The sequence below is a fragment of the Rossellomorea sp. H136 genome (assembly GCF_056838065.1).
The window spans coordinates 2,140,907-2,162,420 of record NZ_CM166371.1 but is presented as its reverse complement, the minus strand read 5'-3'; the positions used below and the strand labels follow the sequence as shown (position 1 = coordinate 2,162,420).

The following is a 21,514-nucleotide window of genomic DNA, read 5'->3' as shown; positions in this document are numbered from 1 at the left end:
CCTCCAGAATTATTTCGCCGCGTTTACTTTAGCTTCGGATAGGTTACCTACTACTGCCTGACGTTCATTCCATGTCATTGGCATATGGCCACTTGGAACCTCTATCATGTCAATAGCTCCATCAACCGGACATACAATCGAACATAAATTACACCCGACACAATCTTCTTCCCGCACTTTTAAATAGCTGTTTCCTTTAGGGTCTTTCAGCATGTCAATGCATTGATGAGAAGTATCCTCACAGGCAATATGACACTTATTACAGTTAATACAAACATCCGTGTTGATTTTTGCCACAACACTATAATTAAGATCAAGATTTCCCCAATCAGAAAATCTCGGCACTGATTTCCCGACGATATCCTGGACTGAAGCAATCTCTTTTTCATCCAAATAATTATTTAAGCCATCAAGCATATCCTCGACAATTCTAAAACCGTGATGCATAGCAGCAGTGCATACCTGAACCCCCGATGCTCCCATAAGCATAAATTCGACGGCATCCTGCCAATTGGAAACTCCCCCCATTCCTGAAATCGGAACGTTGATCCGTGGATTTCTGGCGCATTCTGCAACCATGTTCAATGAAATTGGCTTCACTGCAGGTCCGCAATAACCTCCATGAGCACCTTTTCCGGCTACATGAGGAATGGTATTCCAAGAATCCAGATCAACACCTGCTAAACTGTTGATTGTATTGATCATACTTACTGCATCCGCTCCACCCCGGACAGCCGCTTCAGCTGTGACAGTAATATCTGTAATGTTTGGTGTCAATTTTACAATTACAGGTGTCCTGGCCACCTCTTTCGCCCAAAAAGTTTGTTTCTCGACGAGTTCTGGAACCTGACCGGACGCAGATCCCATACCCCGTTCAGCCATTCCGTGTGGGCATCCAAAATTCAGCTCTAGCCCATCAACTCCGACGTCTTCAACCTTCTTTACGATTTCATGCCACTTTTCTTGTTTAGGCTCTACCATTAAGGATGCAATGATTGCATGATTCGGAAACCGTTTTTTTGTTTCATAGATTTCCTTCAGATTCACTTCTAATGGTCGATCGGTAATGAGTTCGATATTATTGAACCCTGCTACTTTTTGTCCATTAAAACTTACAGCTGCGAACCTTGAAGATACATTTATAATGGGCTCCCCTAACGTTTTCCATACTGCACCGCCCCAACCTGCCTCGAATGCTCTTTGTACCTGGTATCCTGAGTTCGTTGGTGGTGCGGACGCCAGCCAAAATGGATTTGGTGATTTTATTCCTGCTAAATCAATGTTTAAATTTGCCATGAGTTTCCCCCCCTAGGACAATCTTAATTCAAGTGGACATTAGCCAATTGTGCGTGTAAATGATAGGCGGCAAGTTTTCCTTGCTCTGCAGCCGTAACGACCATTGCCTCACCTACTCCCTTTCCAAAAACAACGTCTCCACAGGCGAAAATCTTTGGATTAGAGGTTTGGAAGGTGTCTCGATTAACCTGTACAACACCGTCTGAATGCTCCAGTCCAAATTGTTCAATAAGTGATAGATGACGAGTTTGGCCGATCGCCTTAATGACAGCGTCAACAGGAAGCACAAATTGTGAATCTTTGACAGGAATCGGACGTCTTCTTCCATCCTCACCAGGCTCTCCTAACTTCATCTTGATGCATTCGATTCCCGTTACTTCTCCCGCATCATTTCCTATAATTCGCTGAGGTGCCGTTAGCCAGCGGAATTCTACGCCATCCTGTTTTGCAAACTCGTATTCAAAATCATAAGCAGTCATTTCTTCCTGAGTACGTCGGTATAAGATTTTTACATTGTCTGCTCCTAAGCGGACGGAACAGGTGGCTCCATCGATGGCTGTATTGCCCGCCCCAATCACCACCACTTTTTTGCCTACATAGTCTTGCGTCAGCCTGCCACTTTTCGTTGCCTTAACAAATTCAATGGCGTCATGAACACCTCTTAAGTCTTCTCCTTCAATTTTCAAATCCGGGACATGGGACATTCCTGCTGCAAGGATGACAAAATCATGGGTCTCTACGATTTCATCTGCAGATATGTCTTGACCAACTTTTACATTGGTTCGAATATCGACATTCAGTTTCTTTACCTGCTCCACTTCCCAGTAAGATATGCTCTGAGGTAGTCGGAAAGATACGATTCCATAAGTATTTAAGCCTCCAGCTTCCTTTTCCGCCTCATATATTGTTACTTCATATCCTAAGCGTGCAAGTTCCCTTGCAGCCGATAGGCCGGCTGGTCCCCCTCCGATAATCCCTACATTAATTCCGTTTGGCTCCCCTGCTTCAAATAGCACTGTTTCGTTATGTCTTGCCCAATCTGTTGCATATCGCTGCAGATCACCAATCATGATTGGCTTTGTAGAATGATTCAGTACACAAGCCCCTTCACAAAGCTCATCTGTCGGACAGACACGTGAGCAGCTCGCACCCACTGGATTTGCAGACATGATTGTTTTTGCCGATCCTTTCAAGTTCCCGGATGCAATCTTTTTAATAAATGAAGGTATATCAATGCTAGTGGGACAAGCTATTATGCACGGAGCATCATAACAATACAAGCAGCGGTTTGCTTCCTCCACTGCTTCCCTATTGGTCAAACCCTCATTGGCTTCGAGAAAATTATTCTCAAGATTGAGTAACGAAAGTGTGTTAGACAAACTGACTTCCCCCTCTTTATTTCCATTTATTTTCCATTACCTTTTAAGCACACCATGGCCGACAATGATGGTTCACCGTCAGCCTCAACTTATTAAGGAAGTAAAGCCGTCATATCGTTATAAGTTTCAGGCCTGCGATCTCGATAGAACTGCCATGTATCCCGGACTTCACGTAATAGCTTCTTATTCATTTCACCGATAATGACCTCATCACTATCTCTGCTTCCAATGGAAACAAAGCTGCCTCTTGGATCGACTAAATAGGACTGTCCGTAAAATTCACCCATATTCCAAGGACCCTCAAAACCAACACGATTAATAGCTCCTAAGTAGTAGCCGTTTGCCACCGCATGGGCTGGCTGCTCAAGCTTCCATAAGTATTCAGATAAACCAGCTACGGTTGCAGAGGGATTGAACACAATTTCTGCCCCTTTTAAACCTAATAATCGGGCACCTTCCGGGAAGTGACGGTCATAACAGATATAAACCCCTACTTTTGCGTAAGCAGTATCGAATACCGGGTACCCGAGGTTTCCTGGTTTAAAGTAATATTTCTCCCAGAATCCGTAACCTTCCTGACCAACCCCAACATGTGGAATATGCTGCTTTCGATATTTTCCGAGATAGGATCCATCTGCATCTATGACCGCTGCCGTATTATAGTAAGTAGCTATTCCTTCTCTCTCATAGATTGGTAGAACAATGACGACACTCAGCTCTTTGGCTAACGCCTGAAACTGTATTGTTGTAGGGCCATTTGGTATTTCTTCAGCAGAGTCATACCACTTTGGATTTTGTTCGGAGCAAAAGTAAGGACCATAGAATATTTCCTGTAAACAAATGATTTGAGCTCCCTTTTTTGCTGCATCTCTTACCAGTTCCACATGTTTCTTGATCGCTTGCTCCTTATGGACGTCTACCCCTTCACTTCCATCTACATCATGAGAAGCTTGAATAAGTCCAATTTTAACCAAGTCTGACATTTCATTACCCCCTACACAAAAATAGATTTTATAAAATAGTAAGCGCTTTCATTGTTTTTTGCTCCATTGGTCCACACTTACTAGATTTCACTAACCGGAATAAAAATCTGAATTTTAAGTATTTTCACTTTATTTTAACTCGTACATTTACAGAATGCACTATACATTCTGTAACACTAACTACGTTCCTAATTTGTCATTATGTACATTCAATAAAATGAATGGTTTCTCTTAACGTAGCATACTTCCATTACGAATTTTGTAGAATGATTTGTTTTAATCTTTAATAAATTCAGTTTTCAATCGACAAATAATACAGACCTCCCTCATGATTCATTCCTTCTCATTCTTAAAGGTCTGTGCAAGACCATTTGAACTTATCCTAAAAAAAACAGCCTTCTCTACTGAAAAGGCTGTTTTTGTCGATAATCGTTATGAACTTACTGACTTCATCTCTAGTAATTGTTTCCTGAGAGGTCTGTATTTTACTACTTGTCCCACAAACCAAATCAAGACAGCCAACCAAATGGCGGAACCAATCATTATGGCTGTTGAATAGGGAAGACCAAAACCTTCTGGAGCGTAAAAAATATACGAGCTTACAACTCCAGTCATAAACAATGCAGGAATACTGCAAATCCAGTGGAATCTTGCCTGTTGTAATAAATAAATGGCAGCAGTCCACAACATAACGGTTGCTACTACCTGGTTGGACCATCCAACATATCTCCACAGGAAGGTATAGTCAATTTGAGTAAGTAAAAACGTAGGGACTGCCACCGGAATAACTAACAAGACCGGCCGCCATTTCCCTTCAACATCTTTCTTACGTATATCATTTATTAAATCAGCAAGCATCATTCTTGATGATCTTAACGCAGTATCCCCTGTTGTGATTGGAAGGATGATTACACCCAGGACGGCTAGAACTCCACCTAACGTGCCTAACGTCGTTTTGCTGATTTCATTTACTACTCCAGCAGGTCCGCCAGCTGCCAATGCTCCTTGAAGTCCAGCTGTTCCATTAAAAAATGCCATACCTGCTGCAGCCCAGATCAATGCAATGATTCCTTCAGCCACCATCGCTCCATAGAATACTTTTCGTCCTTCACTTTCTTTTTTTAAGGTTCTGGCTAAGATGGGACTTTGAGTGGAATGGAATCCAGAGATTGCCCCGCATGAAACGGTAACCATTAACAAAGGCCACAAAGGTAAATCATTTGGATGTAAGTTTTCAAATGTTAGATTTGGGACTGGATGTTCAAAAAAGAACAACCCAATTCCAATCGCCACTGCCATAAAGATAAGGATGGCTCCAAAGAACGGATAAACCTTTCCAATAATCTTATTAATCGGTAAGACAGTCGCAATGAGAAAGTATGTAAAAATAATGACAAGAGACGTCATAAAATTAAGCGGTGTCACCTCTGCCATTAGTTGTGCAGGGCCTGACGTAAAAGCGGCGGCTACGAGAATCATCAGTACAATTGATAAAATGTTCATAACGGATTGTACAGGTTTACCTAAATATTTTCCTACGATTGAAGGAAACTGAGCTCCATTATGCCTTAGAGATAACATTCCAGAAAAGTAATCATGAACCGCTCCAGCAAATAGGGTGCCAATCACAATCCATAGGAATGCTACAGGTCCATACAAAGCACCTAAAATTGCCCCGAAGATCGGACCTAACCCCGCAATGTTTAACAATTGAACCAGGCTTGCTTTCCACCAGCTCATGGGCATATAGTCTAAGCCGTCCTTCTTTGAGTATGCAGGAGTCACATTAGTATCATCAATACCGAAAATCTTCTCTACCACCTTTGAATAAATGAAATAACCTACTACTAGAATACAGATGGATGCAAGAAATGTTAGCATCACGATGTCCTCCCTTCAGTAAATGAATTTATCGTTTATTCTAATACGACAAACGACAAATAACAACAGAATTTTCTAAAAATATTATTAATTCCGAATAAATAACTAAATAAAATTTGTACTTAAGTCTGTTATTTCAATGATGTAAGTGATTACATTATTTGAAAAAAGTTTTATAACATAATACATATGTAGTGAATCATTTTGCTTGAATCAACACTCTTTTTTAAAGAAAGAGCAAAAATAAAATACACCCCTTAAAAGAGGTGCATGAAACATACTGGAAGCTACTGTACTTTTCCTTTTACAAATTCTTCATGAGCTTTTAAAAATTCTTTATTATTCCTTTCCCTTGCGATATCCAATGGAGTACGGTCATTTCCTGGTATTTCTTGTCCATCTCCGTGAGCCAGTAACAAGGCTACAATTTCTTCACTTCCGTCGAAAGCAGCAATATGTAACGGTGTGTGCCCTGATGAATCGGGTTGATTTACATTCGCTCCTTGTTTTAGTAAAAACTCCAACAGTTCTATAGAGGCTTTCCCGGCAATTCCAGCATGTAAAGCCGTATTAGAAGGAATGTAAGAAACTTTCGAATCTGAGAAGGAATTGATATCCGCACCAAAATTCAGCAGAAGCTCAACGATCTCCCTATGACCATAGTGTGCAGCCACCCCTAAAGCTATTAAACCTTGTTCATTATCTGCGTTGCAAAGATTTGTATCATTTCTCAATGACTGCTCTACTGTGTCTTTGTCACCTTTTTCGATTGCTTCAAAAAATTCTTGAATGGTTATTGATGTCATCACACTCACCTCATTTTTACATAATTACAAATATTCTATCAATTATATTCAAAAAAAGATAGGGATGACTCCTAAAATAGGGAGTCATCCCTATAAAAAAATTACTGATCCAGTTTTAATTTAGCCAATGCGTCAGCTAATGCAGTGTTGACCGGCTCATCTTTCTGCTGTGTTTTCAAATACTTATTTACATCCCTTTTGGTTGCTTTGCTATTCTTTTCTTTTTTTCTGCGATCATTAAAGGTTGAAAGTTTCTCTCTATGTCCGCACACACATGTGAACATCTGCCCTTCCCCTTCTCCTCTTAGATCTAAGCGTTTATGGCAATTAGGGCATCGCGCATTCGTTTTTTTGCTAATATTTTTCCGGTGACCGCACTCGCGATCTTGACAGACCAATTTCTTACCATGCTTATTCTTTATTTCCAGCATCAGATTTCCACAGTCAGGACATTTCGTTCCAGTTAGATTATCATGAGAGAATTTCTTAGTAGAGTTCTTAATTTCATTAACCGACTTATTTGTATAATCTTTAATCTCTTTTAAAAATTCTTGTTTATTTAGAGATCCATTTGCGATTTTTTCAAGCTTTTGCTCCCACTCTGCTGTAAGGCTCGGGGATTGTAATTCAAGAGGTGCCAATTCCAATAATTGCTTTCCTTTTGACGTAATAACAATTTCTTTTCCTTTCGGTTCAATCACTCCTGAGTTAAAAAGCTTTTCAATAATATCTGCCCTTGTCGCAACTGTACCCAGTCCCCCGGCTTCATGTATGGTGTCAAGTAGATCTTTGTTGCTTTCTTTCATGAATTTTTTTGGGTTTTCCATTGCGGATAGAAGTGTTCCTTCATTAAAACGGCCGGGAGGATTGGTTTGCCCTTCTGTTTCTTTTATTGCCAGAACAGCAAACATACCCCCTTCTTCCATTTTTAACAGCAATTGATCTTTTTCTGAATCAAAATCATATACTTCTTTCCAACCGATTTCTACAATCCGCTTTCCTTTCGTCTGAAAGGTTTCAGTACCAATCGAGGCTTCTACAGTCGTTTGTTCATACAGATATGGAGGATAGAACACAGCTAAGAAGCGTTTCACGACTAGATCATAGATCTTTCTTTCACGGTCCTGTAACCTTTGGAGGAAAGGTGTCTCCTCCGTCGGTATAATGGCATGGTGATCCGTCACCTTTTGGTCATCAACATATGCTTTTGAAAGTTGTTTTGAACTCTGCAACGCTAGATGAGCCATTTTACGATAAGGTTGTACGCTCACTGCTTTCAATCTGTCCTTCAATGTAGAGACCATATCGCTGGATAAATGTTTACTATCTGTTCTTGGATAAGTTACTAATTTATGCTGCTCGTACAATTTCTGCATAATGGATAGTGTTTCTTTAGCAGAATAGCCAAAGATTTTATGTGCATCTCTTTGCAATTCTGTTAAATCATATAAAGAAGGAGCGTGATTTTTCTTTTGTGATTTTTTTACTGACTGAATAGTGATTTCCTTTTTGTCCTTCAATAATTTCATGACGCTTGTTATTTCTTCTTTCGAAAATGTTTTCGTATCTTTATTTTTACGGTTTGACCAAATAAACGTACCGCAATCCGTTGTAGCCTGTATGCCATAATAAGTTTGTGGTTTAAAGTTCCTGATTTCTTCTTCCCTCTGAGCAATGATGCTTAACGTAGGAGTTTGGACACGTCCACATGATAACTGTGCATTGTGCTTGGTAGTCAAAGCCCTGGTTGCATTCATTCCCACATACCAATCGGCTTCAGATCTCGCTTGGGCAGCTGCATATAGGTTTTCGTATTTTTTAGCATCTCTCAGTTTATTGAATCCGTCTTTTATTGCCTTATCGGTGACAGATGAAATCCATAATCGTTTCAACGGTTTATTTACCCGGGCTTTTTCAATGATCCAGCGGGCAACAAGCTCCCCTTCCCGGCCGGCATCAGTGGCAATGACGATTTCTTTGACATCCGGACGGTTCATTTGTGCTTTCACTGAGCTAAACTGTTTCCCTGTTTTCTTAATGACTACAAGATTAAGGGATGAAGGGAGCATGGGTAAATCCTCAAGCTTCCATGCTTTGTAGCGGTCATCATAGCTTTCAGGCTCTGCTAATGTGACTAAATGTCCCAGGGCCCAAGTGACGATATAGTCGTTTCCTTCTAAGAATCCATTACCTTTTTCCGTACACTGAAGTACTTTGGCAATATCTCTACCGACAGAAGGTTTTTCTGCCAGGACTAAAATCTTTTTCATATTAAAAATCCTTTCAATACTAGGTGTTTTGTTTCTATATCTTTTCTATTTTAACATACAATAAAATGAATAGTGTTTTAGAGTTCAGGTCCATTAGAGGTTGTACTATACTAAGAGATAGTTAATTTTTCACAAAGGAGCTATAGGACTTTGCAGCATGACATACAAAAAGGTTCCTTTCTTCCTAAAGAAGCTTGGGGCATGATCATCATTATATTAATCACTTTATTATCTAAAGGATTGGGTGCCCTTTACCCTTTGATCGGCAGTTTGTTATTTGCGATTATTATAGGGGCAATTTTTAAGAATACAACCAAACTTCCTTCATCATTCGATCCAGGTATACAATTCACCTTGAAAACACTGTTGAAAGTGGCCATCGTATTTCTTGGTGTCGGTTTGAGCCTGTATGATATCCTTCTTATTGGACAAAAAGCTTTATGGGTGATATTTTTGTCGGTTTCCATCGGTATTACCGCGACGTATTTCGTAGGGAAATGGCTTCGTATAGACAAACGGTTAAGCTTGTTGATAGGAATCGGCACCAGTAATTGCGGGGCTACGGCTATTTCAGCTGTGAAGGGAATCATTGGTGCGAAAGAAAATGAAACAGCCTATGCTTTATCGACGATTGTTTTCTTTAATTTAATTGCTTTTATTATGTATCCAATCATTGGCCATATCCTCCACATGTCTGATCTATCGTTTGGCATTTGGGCAGGTACAGCCGTACATGATACATCTTCAGCAATTGCCGTTGGATATGCATTTGGGGATGAAGCAGGAGAGGTGGCAACGACGGTGAAGCTTGCCCGTACATTGTTCTTGATTCCTGTGATGTTTTGTTTACCATTTTTCTTAAGAAAGAGAAATGAAGGTAAATCTCGATACAGGAATGCATTCCCCTGGTTTGTATTCTTATTTTTGGCCGTCTCTGTACTACATACATTTGGTTTCATTCCTGAAACGCTCGAATCTTACCTTAAGATTTCTTCAAAATTTATAATCATCATGGTAATGGCAGCAGTAGGTCTTCAAGTGAGAATAAAAGACATTACTCAATTAGGATATAAACCCCTCCTCACTGGCTTAATTGCTTCTATTACATGTGCACTCATCAGTTTAATCCTTATTCTATAGACTAAAAAAAGAGCATCTAGAGAGATGCCCCCTGTACTGTTTACCATCCCTTATGCGATAAATTCCTTTAAACTCTGAAGAAGAAAAAACTAGGAAGAGGCCGTCTTCCTAGTAAATGCTATTCTTCGTCTCCTTCTAAGAAGTCTGGATCTAACTCTTCAAATTCTTCATCATCTAAGTCACAATCCCAGTCTTCATCGTCACAACCTTCAGGATTTACAAGGACACATACTTTCGTTTCTCCTATAACTTCCACTAGGAATTCACGTTCGACGTGAACAATGATTTTGTTACCATTTGGTGAAATAACCGCTTCGCAGCAATTCGGCTGTTGCAGTACGCGAGCACATACTTCAATATCATCTAAGCAATCAGGATCACGGTATTTCAGCTTAATGCAGTCAGTATACTGTACTCTCTCCGTTACAACAGATGTCTTTGTGTTGTCACTGTGGGAGTACCATACGTTAATATCGTATGAACCGTGAATTTCAACCTTCTTGCCTACTTTGTGTGCTTCATACTGATGATTAATGATCCAGCAGCCTAAAATGCTCGATGGATTATGCGGCGGGCTAATCGTATGATGAGACTGTGTGAATTTACGTCCCTTCGCTACGACCGCTTTAGTAATAATCTCTCTATATTCTGCCATTCGAGCGAACCTCCTCATTCATTTTCAATTCATCTTATGCGACTATCTAGGTGTTTGTGCGAGTAAATTTAATTGCATAATGGGATTGTTGCGAGATAATGTATTGTATGCGAATACCCATTGAATGTTCCGGAATGCACTACCCGCCATCATAGAAAAATGGTAAACTAAGATTCAGCAATGAAGTGACAATTTCAAGAGGAGGATGTATTCATGTCAAAAAGCAAAGCAAGACGCAAGAGGGATCATATCCTTAGAAATACGGGCCGGGATGTGACGAAGCTCCGAAGTACCCTACCAGACTTTTCGATAATGGAGCGCACAACTAAAACGAAAAAGGAAACAATAGCAAAAGATCAAACAAAACACAAAAAACGATCTCCGCATGAAAGGGATATTCCTTTAAGCGGCGATCGTTTTTTATTTTCACTATGCACCTATTTACACTATTCTTCTATTAAGAACAGCTTCCAGGCGTTGAGTTTTTCACTTGTGATCCGGTTTCACCACGGAGTAAGTCTCCCCCGGTGGTTTCAATGATATGATCGGTCACATTATTAGAAATAACGGAAGCAACAATTTGCAGTAAATCATTCACGTCCGTTTGAGACTCTTTAAATTGTTGTACGACTGGAATGGCATCGATTTCCCTTTCCAGGTTTTCAATCTTTTCTTCAACCATTTTTAACGCTTCTGTCTTACCATAGTGCTGGAAGTTAACCGCTTGTTTTTGTAAGCTCTTAATACTCGCGATCATTTCACGCACTTTTTGATTTTCGTGAATCTGAGCTTCAGCGCGTTTAAAGAAATCCACTTCTTCTGTTTCAGCTATCATCGTTGCAAGCTCTTCTGCCCGCTTCATAATATCGTCTTTTGTGTACTTTGCCATATTAATTCACCTCTACCGGTTCTTGAAATTCTGATCCAATCAGGCCTTTTTCGACCATTTCCCCATCCAGTGACCACGATTTAGCATCTGTGATCTTAACCTTTACAATTTTTCCAATGGCTGTTTTAGGAGCCTTGAAGTTGACAAGCTTGCTGCGTCGGGTATAGCCGGCGAGGATGTCAGGGTTTTTCTTACTCTCTCCATCCACCAGTACCTCGACGATCTGTCCTTTATAGTTCTTCATCGCTTCAGCAGAGTATTCCTTCACAACGGCATTTAATCGTTGAAGCCGCTCTTTTTTGACTTCCATCGGTACATTGTCATTCATTTTCGCCGCAGGGGTACCTTCCCTAGGAGAATAGATGTACGTAAAAGCCGATTCAAATCCAACTTCCCGATATAAAGAAAGTGTTTCTTCGAATTGCTCGTCGGTTTCATTCGGATATCCGACGATGATGTCAGTTGTAAGAGCAACGTCCGGCATCGCTGTTTTAATTTTCCTTACTAATTCCAGGAATTGCTCACGTGTATACTTACGGGCCATGATTTTTAGAACATCTGTCGATCCTGATTGAACCGGTAAATGAATATGCTCAACCAGATTCCCTTTTTTCGCAAGGACTTCAATTAAATGATCATCGAAATCCCTCGGGTGACTGGTCGTAAATCGAATACGTGGAATATCCACTTTTCGAAGGTCATCCATTAAATCTCCCAGGCCATATTCAAGATCCTCGATATCTTTACCATAGGCATTCACGTTCTGACCAAGAAGAGTGATTTCTTGATATCCCTGGGCGGCAAGGTGTCGTACCTCCTGAATGATTTCTTCAGGACGGCGGCTCCGTTCCTTACCGCGTGTGTATGGAACGATACAGTACGTACAGAACTTGTCACACCCGTACATGATGTTCACCCATGCTTTAATGTTCCCGCGGCGTACCTTCGGAAGGTTCTCGATGACGTCCCCTTCTTTAGACCAAACTTCAACTACCATTGCTTTGGACATATAAGCATCGGAAAGGATTTTAGGAAGACGATGAATATTATGAGTTCCAAAAATCATATCAACCTGCTGATATGTTTTCAGGATTTTATTTACAACGGATTCTTCCTGGGACATACACCCGCATACACCGATTAATAGCTCAGGTTTTTCCCGTTTCAAATGCTTCAGATGCCCTAATTCTCCAAACACCTTATTTTCGGCATTTTCACGAATCGCACATGTATTTAAAAGGATAACGTCTGCATCATCTGTCGAATTCGTCGCTTCATAGCCTAATGCCATGAAAATCCCTGCCATCACTTCTGTATCATGTTCATTCATTTGACAACCGTACGTGCGAATATAGAATTTCTTGCCTTCCCCTAAACCTCTATATTGATCATCAATCGTAAAGTCATTATGATATTTAATTTCTTCCTTCCCACGCTTTTTGGCGTCTTTTAACGATGGTGGGATATAGACACTTTCAAAGTATTTACTGTAATCCTTTTCGGATTTTTGGTCCGATGGAGTAACAGAATTCGATTGTTGTCCATGTTTTCTTTGCTCTTCGTTCATGAAAAATCCCCTTTCTACCTCTATAACCAAACCGCTTATCTTCTATTATAAATAATCTAAGAAGATATACATTCTTGCACATTATAATAGTATAAAGGTTTTCGAGGCTACATACAATAGAGGCGCTTAAGTGTTGAAATTTGTTCGAAACTTCCCGCTTACCAGTATAAATGGGCTTTCATCCATGTAACTCCCCTTGCAAATGGCGCATAACGTAAAGTAAGACAAATACCCAGGGAGGAGATTCAAATAGCAAAGAATGAAATAAAGACACCTATGTATAACATTGAAAACCAAGAAAAATTATACTTCCATTCCAAAATAGATGAACTAAACCATACCATTGAAAGATTACAAGAAAGCTATCTGTATGCTGAGGTTCAGCATTATAAAGAACTTTTATATTCCAAACTTCGCCAATTAGAGCATCTAAACGAGGAGTTAGAAGTAAACCGGGTTTCTGAGGAAGAACTTATGAAGGATCGAAATAGATTTAAAGAATGGAAAGAAAAGCTTGAGTATCAAGTAAATGATCTTCTTCATCAACTACACATCAAGGAAAATATCCTTATAGAGAAGATTGAAAAGATTCATGAATTTGAGCAAAAGCTGCTTCAAATCGAGATGGAGCGAAAAAATCTATCAGTATCTTTATCCTTATTAGAAGAAGAAGTGAAAATACTTCAGGATAAGCTTATCAGCAAGGAAGAATTCCTTTTGGAAAAAGGTGAAACGATAAAAGAGTTGGAACAAAAGCTGGTTCAAACTGAGATGGAACGGAAAAACCTGGCCATTTCCATGTCCAGGCTAGATGAAGAAAGAGATTCACTCCGTCAACAGCTTCACCATAAGGAAAGTCTGCTTCAAGAAAAGGCTATAACCATTAATGAACTAGAAAAAAAGCACCTTCAATCCGAAAATGAACTCAATAGCCTCTCACTTTCCTTATCCAAGCTGGAAGAAAGTCATAACAAGTCATCCACTGAAAACGAAACATTACTAAAAGAAAATCAAACATTACTGCAACGAAATCAATCTTTAATTACGAAGGTCCATAGTCAACAACAGCATATTTCGGATTTAAATGCTGCATTAGCTCATTCCGAAGAAACGAAGAAAGAAATGTTCTATAACCTTATTTCTAAAACAGAAGAGTTAGAAAAGCTAATGTCTGAGAGGAAACATACTCTTGATTCTTTGCAGTTCGCAAAGGATCAGTTAGTTGAAGCAGAAAAACAAAAAATGGAATATATTAAAACATTTATCAGCGAATATCAAAAGCAATTTGAAGAGAATGAGTGGTGGTTTTCCACCCAATTTGCCGATATTGATCAACGGTCGAAACATCAGAACGAACGGATTGAAGCGGTTGAGCAGGAGCAGGAACTCCACTTCATTCATCAGAATGATGTACTAAAGGACAAATTTGAAGAAGTCGAGCAGCGATTTATACAATTTATTGAAGAAGTGGATTCCATCCGCAACCAAAATTCCAGTATTACCCACAATTTATTTGAGCTGAAACGTATGGTTGAAAACCAAAAACGAAGTCAGACTCATATTATTAAACCTCGTCAGAAACCATCAGCAGATAAGATGGTCACACAAAACGATGACAGTTCAAGAGAATAAAGTGAGAAATAAAGAAAGTTGCCCTGGGAAATCCCTCGGCAACTTTTTATAATTAAAAGGTAATCATGATTTTGTTGTTTGAACTGAGCTGAAGCTCTTGTTCTTCAAATAACACAAACCCTAAAATTGTAGAAGATTCCTGTTCTTCGAGATTTTCTAACGTAAATTGTAATCCCTCCACCGCAATTTTTTCACCCGGCGGAATAACGGATTCCTGTATAGATTCAATCCAATAATCTCCAGTTGCAAATGCCTTTTCCAACCAGTCTTCCCCTATATATTTCCATCCTTGTGCACCGTTTTGGCCTTGAATGGAAAAAATATCACTCATTTCAGGGGGGATGATCTGTCCTCCAATTTCAATTTTATCAGGAGGGTTCATTCGAAAGCAGATTTTTGGATTCAATAAGTCTACGTTTCCGGTATTCTTTATAAAAAAATCAGCTTTAATAGAATATCGTTCCAGTTTTCGATTAGGTAGTAAATTATAATCAAAATATATTTCAGCGGATGGCTTTTTTACCTGGGCTTCACGAATTTTCCGATCCGCTTTTTGCTTTTTGATTTCTTCGTATTCTTTATCATTAATCTCGGTATTTCTATTCGGCTTCTTCACCTCTCCCCTGTTTATGCCGGTATCCTCAACTAGCTTATCTGTCGTTTTTAAAAAGTGTAGAACATTCAAATCGAGTAATGTGGGTTTTTGATTCCCAAGTAGTGTTTTCAGCACACAAGTCGTTAAAATTGAAGGGCCTTCATTAATTAAAAATTCCTCATCTTTACACTGTAAGGAACATCTAAGGTGCGGAATTGAGTGGCGTTCGGGTAATAAATAATACCCATTGAAATGCAGATCATCTTTATAGTTCGAGAGATTTTTTTTCAAATTGATGGAATTCAGTTTTTCGTTATATCCTAATGAAACAAACCGTTTATCGCTTTTGGCTTTACTCGACACTAATTCAATAAAGAGGTCCCCATCACTAAGCCATTCAGTATTTTCCACTATTGAAATATCAACTCCATAATGCGTTAATACCTCTTTCACTTTTTCATTTATGTCATGATTTATTTTTTCATTCGATGTGTTCACTGATAGCCATACTTTTTTTCTGTGTAAAGAACTTTTCACTTCCACTATTTGTTCTTCTTTGTTCCAATTGAAATGATAATTATTCTCCGCACAAAAAAACTGGATAGCTGATAAAGAATAGGCTGGAATTGATCCCCAATCATGATTATTGATTTTTAATTTCATGTAAATGCTCACCACCCTATTGAAGTTGTCTATGTATCTTATGAAAATTAAGAATGAAATATGATTTAGTTCTTTCGCATGTAGCAAACGCCGATATCGATTCGCTTGATTATATGGTTCATCCAGCTCCTTTTTCAGAGGAAGTCAATCAGAAACTATTGGCCCAACATCCTAATATTAAAAGTATCGCTTTACGCCTAGCAGTACTGATAAAGATGCTTTCGTTATAAGGGGTAGGCTGATGTTTGTTTTATACTACAGCCCTCTCCTCTCATTATTTTTAACATAAACTAGTAAGAGTCAGGTGATCGATCTACACTTCATCATTTGGACGTTGATGCTCATGTTATTGGTCAGCTATATTTAATAAAATTGATGTTTTATGAAAGGAGAATTCATTATGATTACCCCTCATGGCGGTAAACTCATTGACCAGGTAGTAAAAGGGAAAGAACGTGATGAGCTATTAACCCGAATATCTTCCCTTCCATCCATCACGTTAGATTCATGGGGGCTTTCCGATTTAGTTCTGATTGCCACAGGTGCCTTCAGCCCCTTACAGGGATTCATGAACCAAAAAGACTATCTGAATGTGCTGAAAGAAATGCGATTGGCAAATGGACTGGTTTGGAGTTTACCTATTACGCTCCCTATTTCTAAACAATTAAGGGATAGTCTTTCAATTGGTGATACCGTTTTTCTTAAAGGAGAGGATGGAGAGGTCTACGGTATGATGGATATACAAGAAATGTATGAATACTGTAAAGAAGCAGAGGCTCTTTTCGTATTTAAAACATTGGACAAACTTCACCCCGGAGTTCAGAAGGTTTTCACAAAAGAGGATGTGTATGTTGCTGGACCCGTTAAGCTTCTCCAATACCCTGATAGCTTTAGAAGGGATTTTCTAACACCAAAACAATTGAGGAAACGATATATGGAATTAGGTTGGGACACCATCGTAGCCTTCCAGACAAGAAACCCCATACACCGGGCCCATGAATACCTTCAAAAAACAGCCTTGGAAAATGTCGATGGATTATTGATTCACCCTTTAGTCGGAGACACAAAGCAAGACGATATCCCTGCAGAGATTCGAATGAAAAGCTATAAAAAACTACTCGATGAATATTATCCTAAAGATCGGGTCCTATTATCTACTTTTCCAGCAGCAATGAGATATGCCGGGCCTCGTGAGGCTGTATTCCATAGTTTAGTACGGAAAAATTTCGGCTGTTCGCATTTCATTGTGGGAAGAGATCATGCTGGAGTTGGGAATTATTATGGAACATTTGATGCTCAGAAAATCTTCTCCGAATTTACAAAAGAAGAGATAGGAATAGAGATTTTAAAATTTGAACATGCATTTTATTGCATTAAGTGCGCTACGATGGCGACTACAAAAACATGCCCTCATGACGATGAATTTCACATTCATTTGAGCGGAACCAAAGTACGGAAAATGTTAAAGGATGGGATAATGCCGCCAAAGGAATTTTCAAGACCAGAAGTGATTGACGTACTTATTAATGAAATGAAACCTGATTCATAGATCAAGGTATACCACAAGGAGACGACATCATGATTGAATTTTATATTGTAATATTTGGAATGATTGTTATGCTCTCATGCCTGGTCTTTGAATTGGAACGGCCCGAAATCATTCTACCCGCAACTCTTCTCCTATTCGTATTAACAGGTGTCATTACGCCTCAAGAAGCTACAAGGGGCTTTTCAAATGAAGGGATGCTCACCATAGGTTTATTGTTTATAATAGCTGGTAGTATTCAAAATAGCGGGATTGTAGATCACGTTTTTCAGATGTTGCTGAATCATTCAACTTCAAGAAAAAACATTCTTGCCAAGATTCTCTTCCCAATCTCTTTCCTATCAGCTTTTCTTAACAATACTCCCATTGTCATTGCATTCACCCCTCTTGTTAAGAAGTGGTGTGAAGATCATCGACTTTCCCCTTCAAAATTCCTGATCCCTCTTTCTTATGCGACGATTCTTGGCGGTACTATTACACTCATTGGAACATCGACGAATCTTGTCGTGCATGGTTTGCTTCTTGATCATAACCTTCGTGGCTTCACTTTTTTCGAACTTAGTAAGATCGGGGTTCCAATAACCCTCGTTGGTTTATGTTACCTTGTATTTTTCAGTTCTTACTTGTTGCCAGTCCGGCAAAGCAGCCCCATTACAAACCTTGAGTCCTTAAGGGAGTTTACAGGTGAAATCCTAGTACTTAAAGAATTCCCATATATCCACAAAACTGTTGAACAGGCCAGATTAAGGAGTTTAAGAGGACTATTTCTTGTCAGTATCATTCGTGATGACGAAATCATTACCCCTGTCACCAATACAACCATTCTTAAAGAAAATGATCGTTTAATTTTCATAGGGGACATTACGACCATCACGGAGCTTCAGTTCAGTAAGGGTCTTGAATTACAAAGTAATAACGGTTCATATTTCCCCTTTCATCAATTGGTGGAGGCTGTCGTATCACATCATTCAACCTTATTATATAAAAAGATCAAAGATACGAATTTCAGGAGTAGACACAATGCAGCCGTCATCGCTGTTCATAGACAAAATCAGCGCTTAAAAGCCAAAATTGGGGATATTATTTTAAAGCCTGGAGATATTTTGCTGCTCGTTACTGGATCTGATTTTCATAAAAAGGTCCATACAAATGACTTTTATTACGCAACTCCAATTGATAATAAAATCAACACCCGCAAACAATCAAAGCAAGGATGGTTCTCTATCGCATTATTAGGAACAATGATCCTATTGGTTACATTAGGATTTATATCCATGCTGACAGGAATGGCATGTACCGCCTTAGTATTATATTTATTAAAGATTGTATCTGCACAAGAGGTGAAAAATGCTATCCAATGGAATGTATTGTTACTGGTTTCCTGTTCGTTTGGCATTGGATATGCATTAATAAACTCAGGTGTTGCCGCTTATATTGCTACTTTATTAATGGAGGCTTCAAGACCTCTGGGAGTCTTCGCAATTATTCTGGCAATCTATCTTCTAACCAATCTATTTACTGAGATGATGACGAACAGTGCCGCTGCAGTCATGATGTTTCCTATTATTCTGGAAGTTTCAAGAACAATGGATTTAGATCCGATTGCATTGGCTGTGACGGTGAGTATTGCTGCTTCAGCTAGTTTTGCAACGCCAATCGGTTACCAAACAAACCTGATTGTATATGGTCCTGGAGGATATCAGTTTAAGGATTTCCTTAAGGTGGGGATACCCCTTAATATCATTACGATGCTCACAACTGTAGTGCTTATATATTTCTTTTGGCTATGAATTTCGGAAACGAAGGAGGTAAAAAGATGAAGAAAAAGAATATTAAATGGCATGAGGGAAAAGTAGTGAAAGCAAATCGACACCAGCTACACGGACATAATAGTGCATTGCTTTGGTTTACTGGATTGTCCGGCTCAGGAAAGTCAACCATTTCAGTCGAGGTTGAAAAATCATTGCACGAAGACGGGATTCACACTTACCGACTTGATGGTGATAATATTCGACATGGATTAAATCAAGACTTATCATTTTCAATAGAAGACCGTAAAGAAAACATCAGAAGAGTTGGAGAAGTGTCAAAACTGTTTGTCGATGCAGGAGTATTAACATTAGCTGCATTCATTTCCCCCTTTAAAGAGGATAGAGCATTCGTGAGATCTCTTTTACAACATCAAGAATTCATTGAGATTTATGTTCATGCAAGCGTTAAGACCTGCATACAAAGAGATCCTAAAGGTCTTTATGAAAGAGTAGTAAAGGGTGAAATCAAAGACTTTACGGGGATTGATTCACCCTACGAAATTCCTGAATCACCTGAGATCATCGTTGACACAGAATGCCAGTCCATTGAAGAATCCGTCGAGCAAATCGTCCAGTATTTAAAGAACAAGAATTTGATTTAGAAACCTTATTTAAAGGATTCTTTCATAAGGAGTTGAAAACAATTTAGTGAAGGACATAATAGAAATTGCGATACAAGCAGGAAAAAGAATTTTGGAAGTATATTACGATACGTATAACATTCATCAAAAAGCAGATTTATCACCCATAACTCTTGCAGACAAGTTGTCCCATGAATATATAAAAACTGAACTATGTAAGCTCTCGAAAAATATCCCCATACTCAGTGAAGAAGGTGACACAATCCCCTTTAAAGAGAGAAAGAACTGGTCTTCATTTTGGTTGATTGACCCTCTCGACGGAACGAAGGAGTTTATCAAGAAGAATGATGAATTCACCGTCAATATCGCTCTCATCCAAGGTAATCGACCTGTATTGGGGGTAATATACGCCCCCGCTCTTGATATTCTTTATTACGCTGAAAAAAACAGAGGCGCTTTCAAGATATTGCATGCGGGTACTTCAGCGGATAGAAAATCAACATTGATTATTTCCTCATCCTCTTTGAGAAAAAAAGTGCTCATATCCAGGTCCCATCTATCCAAAGCCACTCAGGAATATATTGAACGTCTACAAGTACAGGAAGGGAAGCTTGAGTTTGCTTCTATTGGAAGTTCCTTGAAGTTCTGTATGATTGCAGAAGGCAGTGCTCATTATTATCCCCGCTTAGCACCTACAATGGAATGGGACACAGCTGCGGGGCAAATAATTGTAGAAGAAGCAAACGGGCAAGTGGTAGAATATGAGACAGGCAATCCTCTTGTCTACAACAAGGAAATTCTCACTAACCCCTCTTTCCTCTGTTCCATATCTTAAAAAATTGCCGGCTGCTAAAAGAAGCAGCCTTTTTCTGCATTCACGAAAAAATCGTTTTCCCCATACACTACCTTAAGCTATATCAGAGCAAAGGAGCGATACTATGGGAAAAGAGCCTCCAAAAGTCTCAATCATTTTTCCAGTACGTAATGAAGGTAAGAATGTGAAAATGACTTTGGACTCATTATTTACGGTTAAGACAAATATTGAGATTGAAGCGATCATAGTGGATGATGGTTCCACAGATAAATGCTGCAGCTTTCTGGAAAATTACTTGCACCGACACAAAGTGACGTATGTCCGTGCAAATGCATTAGGTCCGGCAAATGCCAGAAACTTGGGGGCTTCAAGAGCTAAATATCCATATTTAGCATTTTGTGATGCTCATATGACGTTCGAAAATTTTTGGATTGACCGTTTGGTTTATCATATCGTCAAGGGGACAAGCGACGCTGTATGCCCTGCCATAGGATCCCTTGATGATCCATCCATCAAGGGATATGGCCAATCCTTGACCCCTTCACTCAAAATCAAATGGCATCAGAAACGGAAGTCATTGTTTGAAACAGCCGTTTTACCAGGTGCTTGTATCATTACGTCTCAGAAGGTGTTTAACGATATAGGCGGATTCGAAACAGGTTTTTCAACGTGGGGACATGAAGATGTGGAAATATCGCTCAAACTATGGCTTTTTGGATATCGCTGCCACTGCGATCCACAGGTAACAGCTCTTCACTTATTTAGAACCATTCATCCTTACAACGTTAATTATGAAGGAATATACTATAACTTATTAAGAATGGCTTACCTTCATTTTGATAATCAAAGAATAAAAAAAGCGAAAACACTTGTTATACATGGTTCGCCTGCTGCCATAGAAAAAAAAGTGATCAAAGATGGTGTACTACTTAAAAGAGCTCAATATGTAGGCAGAAGAAAGATCGACATCGAAGATTTGTTCAAAAAGTTCAACATTTTCTTCTAG

General features: G+C 39.2%; 17 protein-coding genes. 7 read left to right on the top strand and 10 right to left on the bottom strand.

Features of this window, described 5'->3' with window-relative positions; genetic code table 11:
• Positions 1–9 precede the first annotated feature (9 nt).
• The 6 genes from preA to ACYH0O_RS10840 all read right to left on the bottom strand — a co-directional run bounded on the left by preA (position 10) and on the right by ACYH0O_RS10840 (position 8,615).
• A complete protein-coding gene (preA, locus tag ACYH0O_RS10865) occupies positions 10–1,296 on the bottom strand; it encodes an NAD-dependent dihydropyrimidine dehydrogenase subunit PreA (protein WP_482632228.1) in 1,287 nt (428 codons plus the stop codon).
• Between the two features lie 23 nt (positions 1,297–1,319).
• Positions 1,320–2,675, bottom strand: coding sequence for an NAD(P)-dependent oxidoreductase (locus ACYH0O_RS10860; RefSeq protein WP_482632227.1), 1,356 nt, complete (start codon positions 2,673–2,675; stop codon positions 1,320–1,322).
• Between the two features lie 92 nt (positions 2,676–2,767).
• Positions 2,768–3,658: a nitrilase-related carbon-nitrogen hydrolase gene (locus ACYH0O_RS10855; RefSeq protein ID WP_482632226.1), complete on the bottom strand. Its 891-nt coding sequence runs from the start codon at positions 3,656–3,658 to the stop codon at positions 2,768–2,770.
• A gap of 432 nt (positions 3,659–4,090) precedes the next feature.
• Positions 4,091–5,539 (bottom strand): carbon starvation CstA family protein, encoded by a 1,449-nt coding sequence (locus ACYH0O_RS10850; protein WP_482632225.1) that lies wholly within the window; start codon positions 5,537–5,539, stop codon positions 4,091–4,093.
• A 287-nt stretch (positions 5,540–5,826) separates the two neighbouring features.
• A complete protein-coding gene (locus ACYH0O_RS10845) occupies positions 5,827–6,345 on the bottom strand; it encodes an ankyrin repeat domain-containing protein (protein ID WP_482632543.1) in 519 nt (172 codons plus the stop codon).
• Positions 6,346–6,446: 101 nt separating this feature from the next.
• On the bottom strand, positions 6,447–8,615 hold the full coding sequence (locus ACYH0O_RS10840) for a DNA topoisomerase III (protein WP_482632224.1): 2,169 nt from the start codon (positions 8,613–8,615) through the stop codon (positions 6,447–6,449).
• 150 nt (positions 8,616–8,765) lie between these two features.
• Between ACYH0O_RS10840 and ACYH0O_RS10835 the strand changes: the two genes are divergently transcribed.
• The gene (locus ACYH0O_RS10835) at positions 8,766–9,755 is read left to right on the top strand and encodes a YeiH family protein (RefSeq protein ID WP_482632223.1); all 990 of its coding nucleotides are present in this window, start codon (positions 8,766–8,768) and stop codon (positions 9,753–9,755) included.
• A 118-nt stretch (positions 9,756–9,873) separates the two neighbouring features.
• On the opposite strand, the gene ACYH0O_RS10830 is transcribed toward ACYH0O_RS10835, so the two are convergent.
• The 3 genes from ACYH0O_RS10830 to miaB all read right to left on the bottom strand — a co-directional run bounded on the left by ACYH0O_RS10830 (position 9,874) and on the right by miaB (position 12,866).
• Complete coding sequence (locus ACYH0O_RS10830) at positions 9,874–10,410, bottom strand: outer spore coat protein CotE (RefSeq protein WP_113968133.1); 537 nt, start codon at positions 10,408–10,410, stop codon at positions 9,874–9,876.
• 457 nt (positions 10,411–10,867) lie between these two features.
• Complete coding sequence (locus ACYH0O_RS10825) at positions 10,868–11,299, bottom strand: YlbF/YmcA family competence regulator (protein ID WP_149155593.1); 432 nt, start codon at positions 11,297–11,299, stop codon at positions 10,868–10,870.
• A 1-nt stretch (position 11,300) separates the two neighbouring features.
• Positions 11,301–12,866, bottom strand: coding sequence for a tRNA (N6-isopentenyl adenosine(37)-C2)-methylthiotransferase MiaB (gene miaB, locus ACYH0O_RS10820; protein ID WP_482632222.1), 1,566 nt, complete (start codon positions 12,864–12,866; stop codon positions 11,301–11,303).
• A 276-nt stretch (positions 12,867–13,142) separates the two neighbouring features.
• On the opposite strand from miaB, the gene ACYH0O_RS10815 reads away from it, so the two are divergent.
• Positions 13,143–14,498, top strand: coding sequence for a hypothetical protein (locus ACYH0O_RS10815; protein WP_482632221.1), 1,356 nt, complete (start codon positions 13,143–13,145; stop codon positions 14,496–14,498).
• 52 nt (positions 14,499–14,550) lie between these two features.
• Here ACYH0O_RS10815 and ACYH0O_RS10810 read toward each other — a convergent pair whose 3' ends face one another.
• On the bottom strand, positions 14,551–15,756 hold the full coding sequence (locus tag ACYH0O_RS10810) for a hypothetical protein (RefSeq protein ID WP_482632220.1): 1,206 nt from the start codon (positions 15,754–15,756) through the stop codon (positions 14,551–14,553).
• 400 nt (positions 15,757–16,156) lie between these two features.
• Here ACYH0O_RS10810 and sat point away from each other — a divergent pair, with 400 nt between their 5' ends.
• From sat to ACYH0O_RS10785, 5 genes are all read left to right on the top strand, one after another.
• Positions 16,157–17,305 (top strand): sulfate adenylyltransferase, encoded by a 1,149-nt coding sequence (gene sat / locus ACYH0O_RS10805; RefSeq protein WP_482632219.1) that lies wholly within the window; start codon positions 16,157–16,159, stop codon positions 17,303–17,305.
• A gap of 29 nt (positions 17,306–17,334) precedes the next feature.
• Positions 17,335–19,092 (top strand): SLC13 family permease, encoded by a 1,758-nt coding sequence (locus tag ACYH0O_RS10800; protein ID WP_482632218.1) that lies wholly within the window; start codon positions 17,335–17,337, stop codon positions 19,090–19,092.
• A gap of 26 nt (positions 19,093–19,118) precedes the next feature.
• On the top strand, positions 19,119–19,715 hold the full coding sequence (gene cysC / locus ACYH0O_RS10795) for an adenylyl-sulfate kinase (RefSeq protein WP_482632217.1): 597 nt from the start codon (positions 19,119–19,121) through the stop codon (positions 19,713–19,715).
• 46 nt (positions 19,716–19,761) lie between these two features.
• Entirely contained in the window at positions 19,762–20,529 is a 768-nt protein-coding gene (gene cysQ, locus ACYH0O_RS10790) for a 3'(2'),5'-bisphosphate nucleotidase CysQ (RefSeq protein ID WP_482632216.1), read from the top strand.
• Between the two features lie 103 nt (positions 20,530–20,632).
• Positions 20,633–21,514 carry a glycosyltransferase family 2 protein gene (locus ACYH0O_RS10785; protein ID WP_482632215.1) on the top strand — a complete coding sequence of 294 codons (882 nt, stop codon included), beginning with the start codon at positions 20,633–20,635 and terminating at the stop codon, positions 21,512–21,514.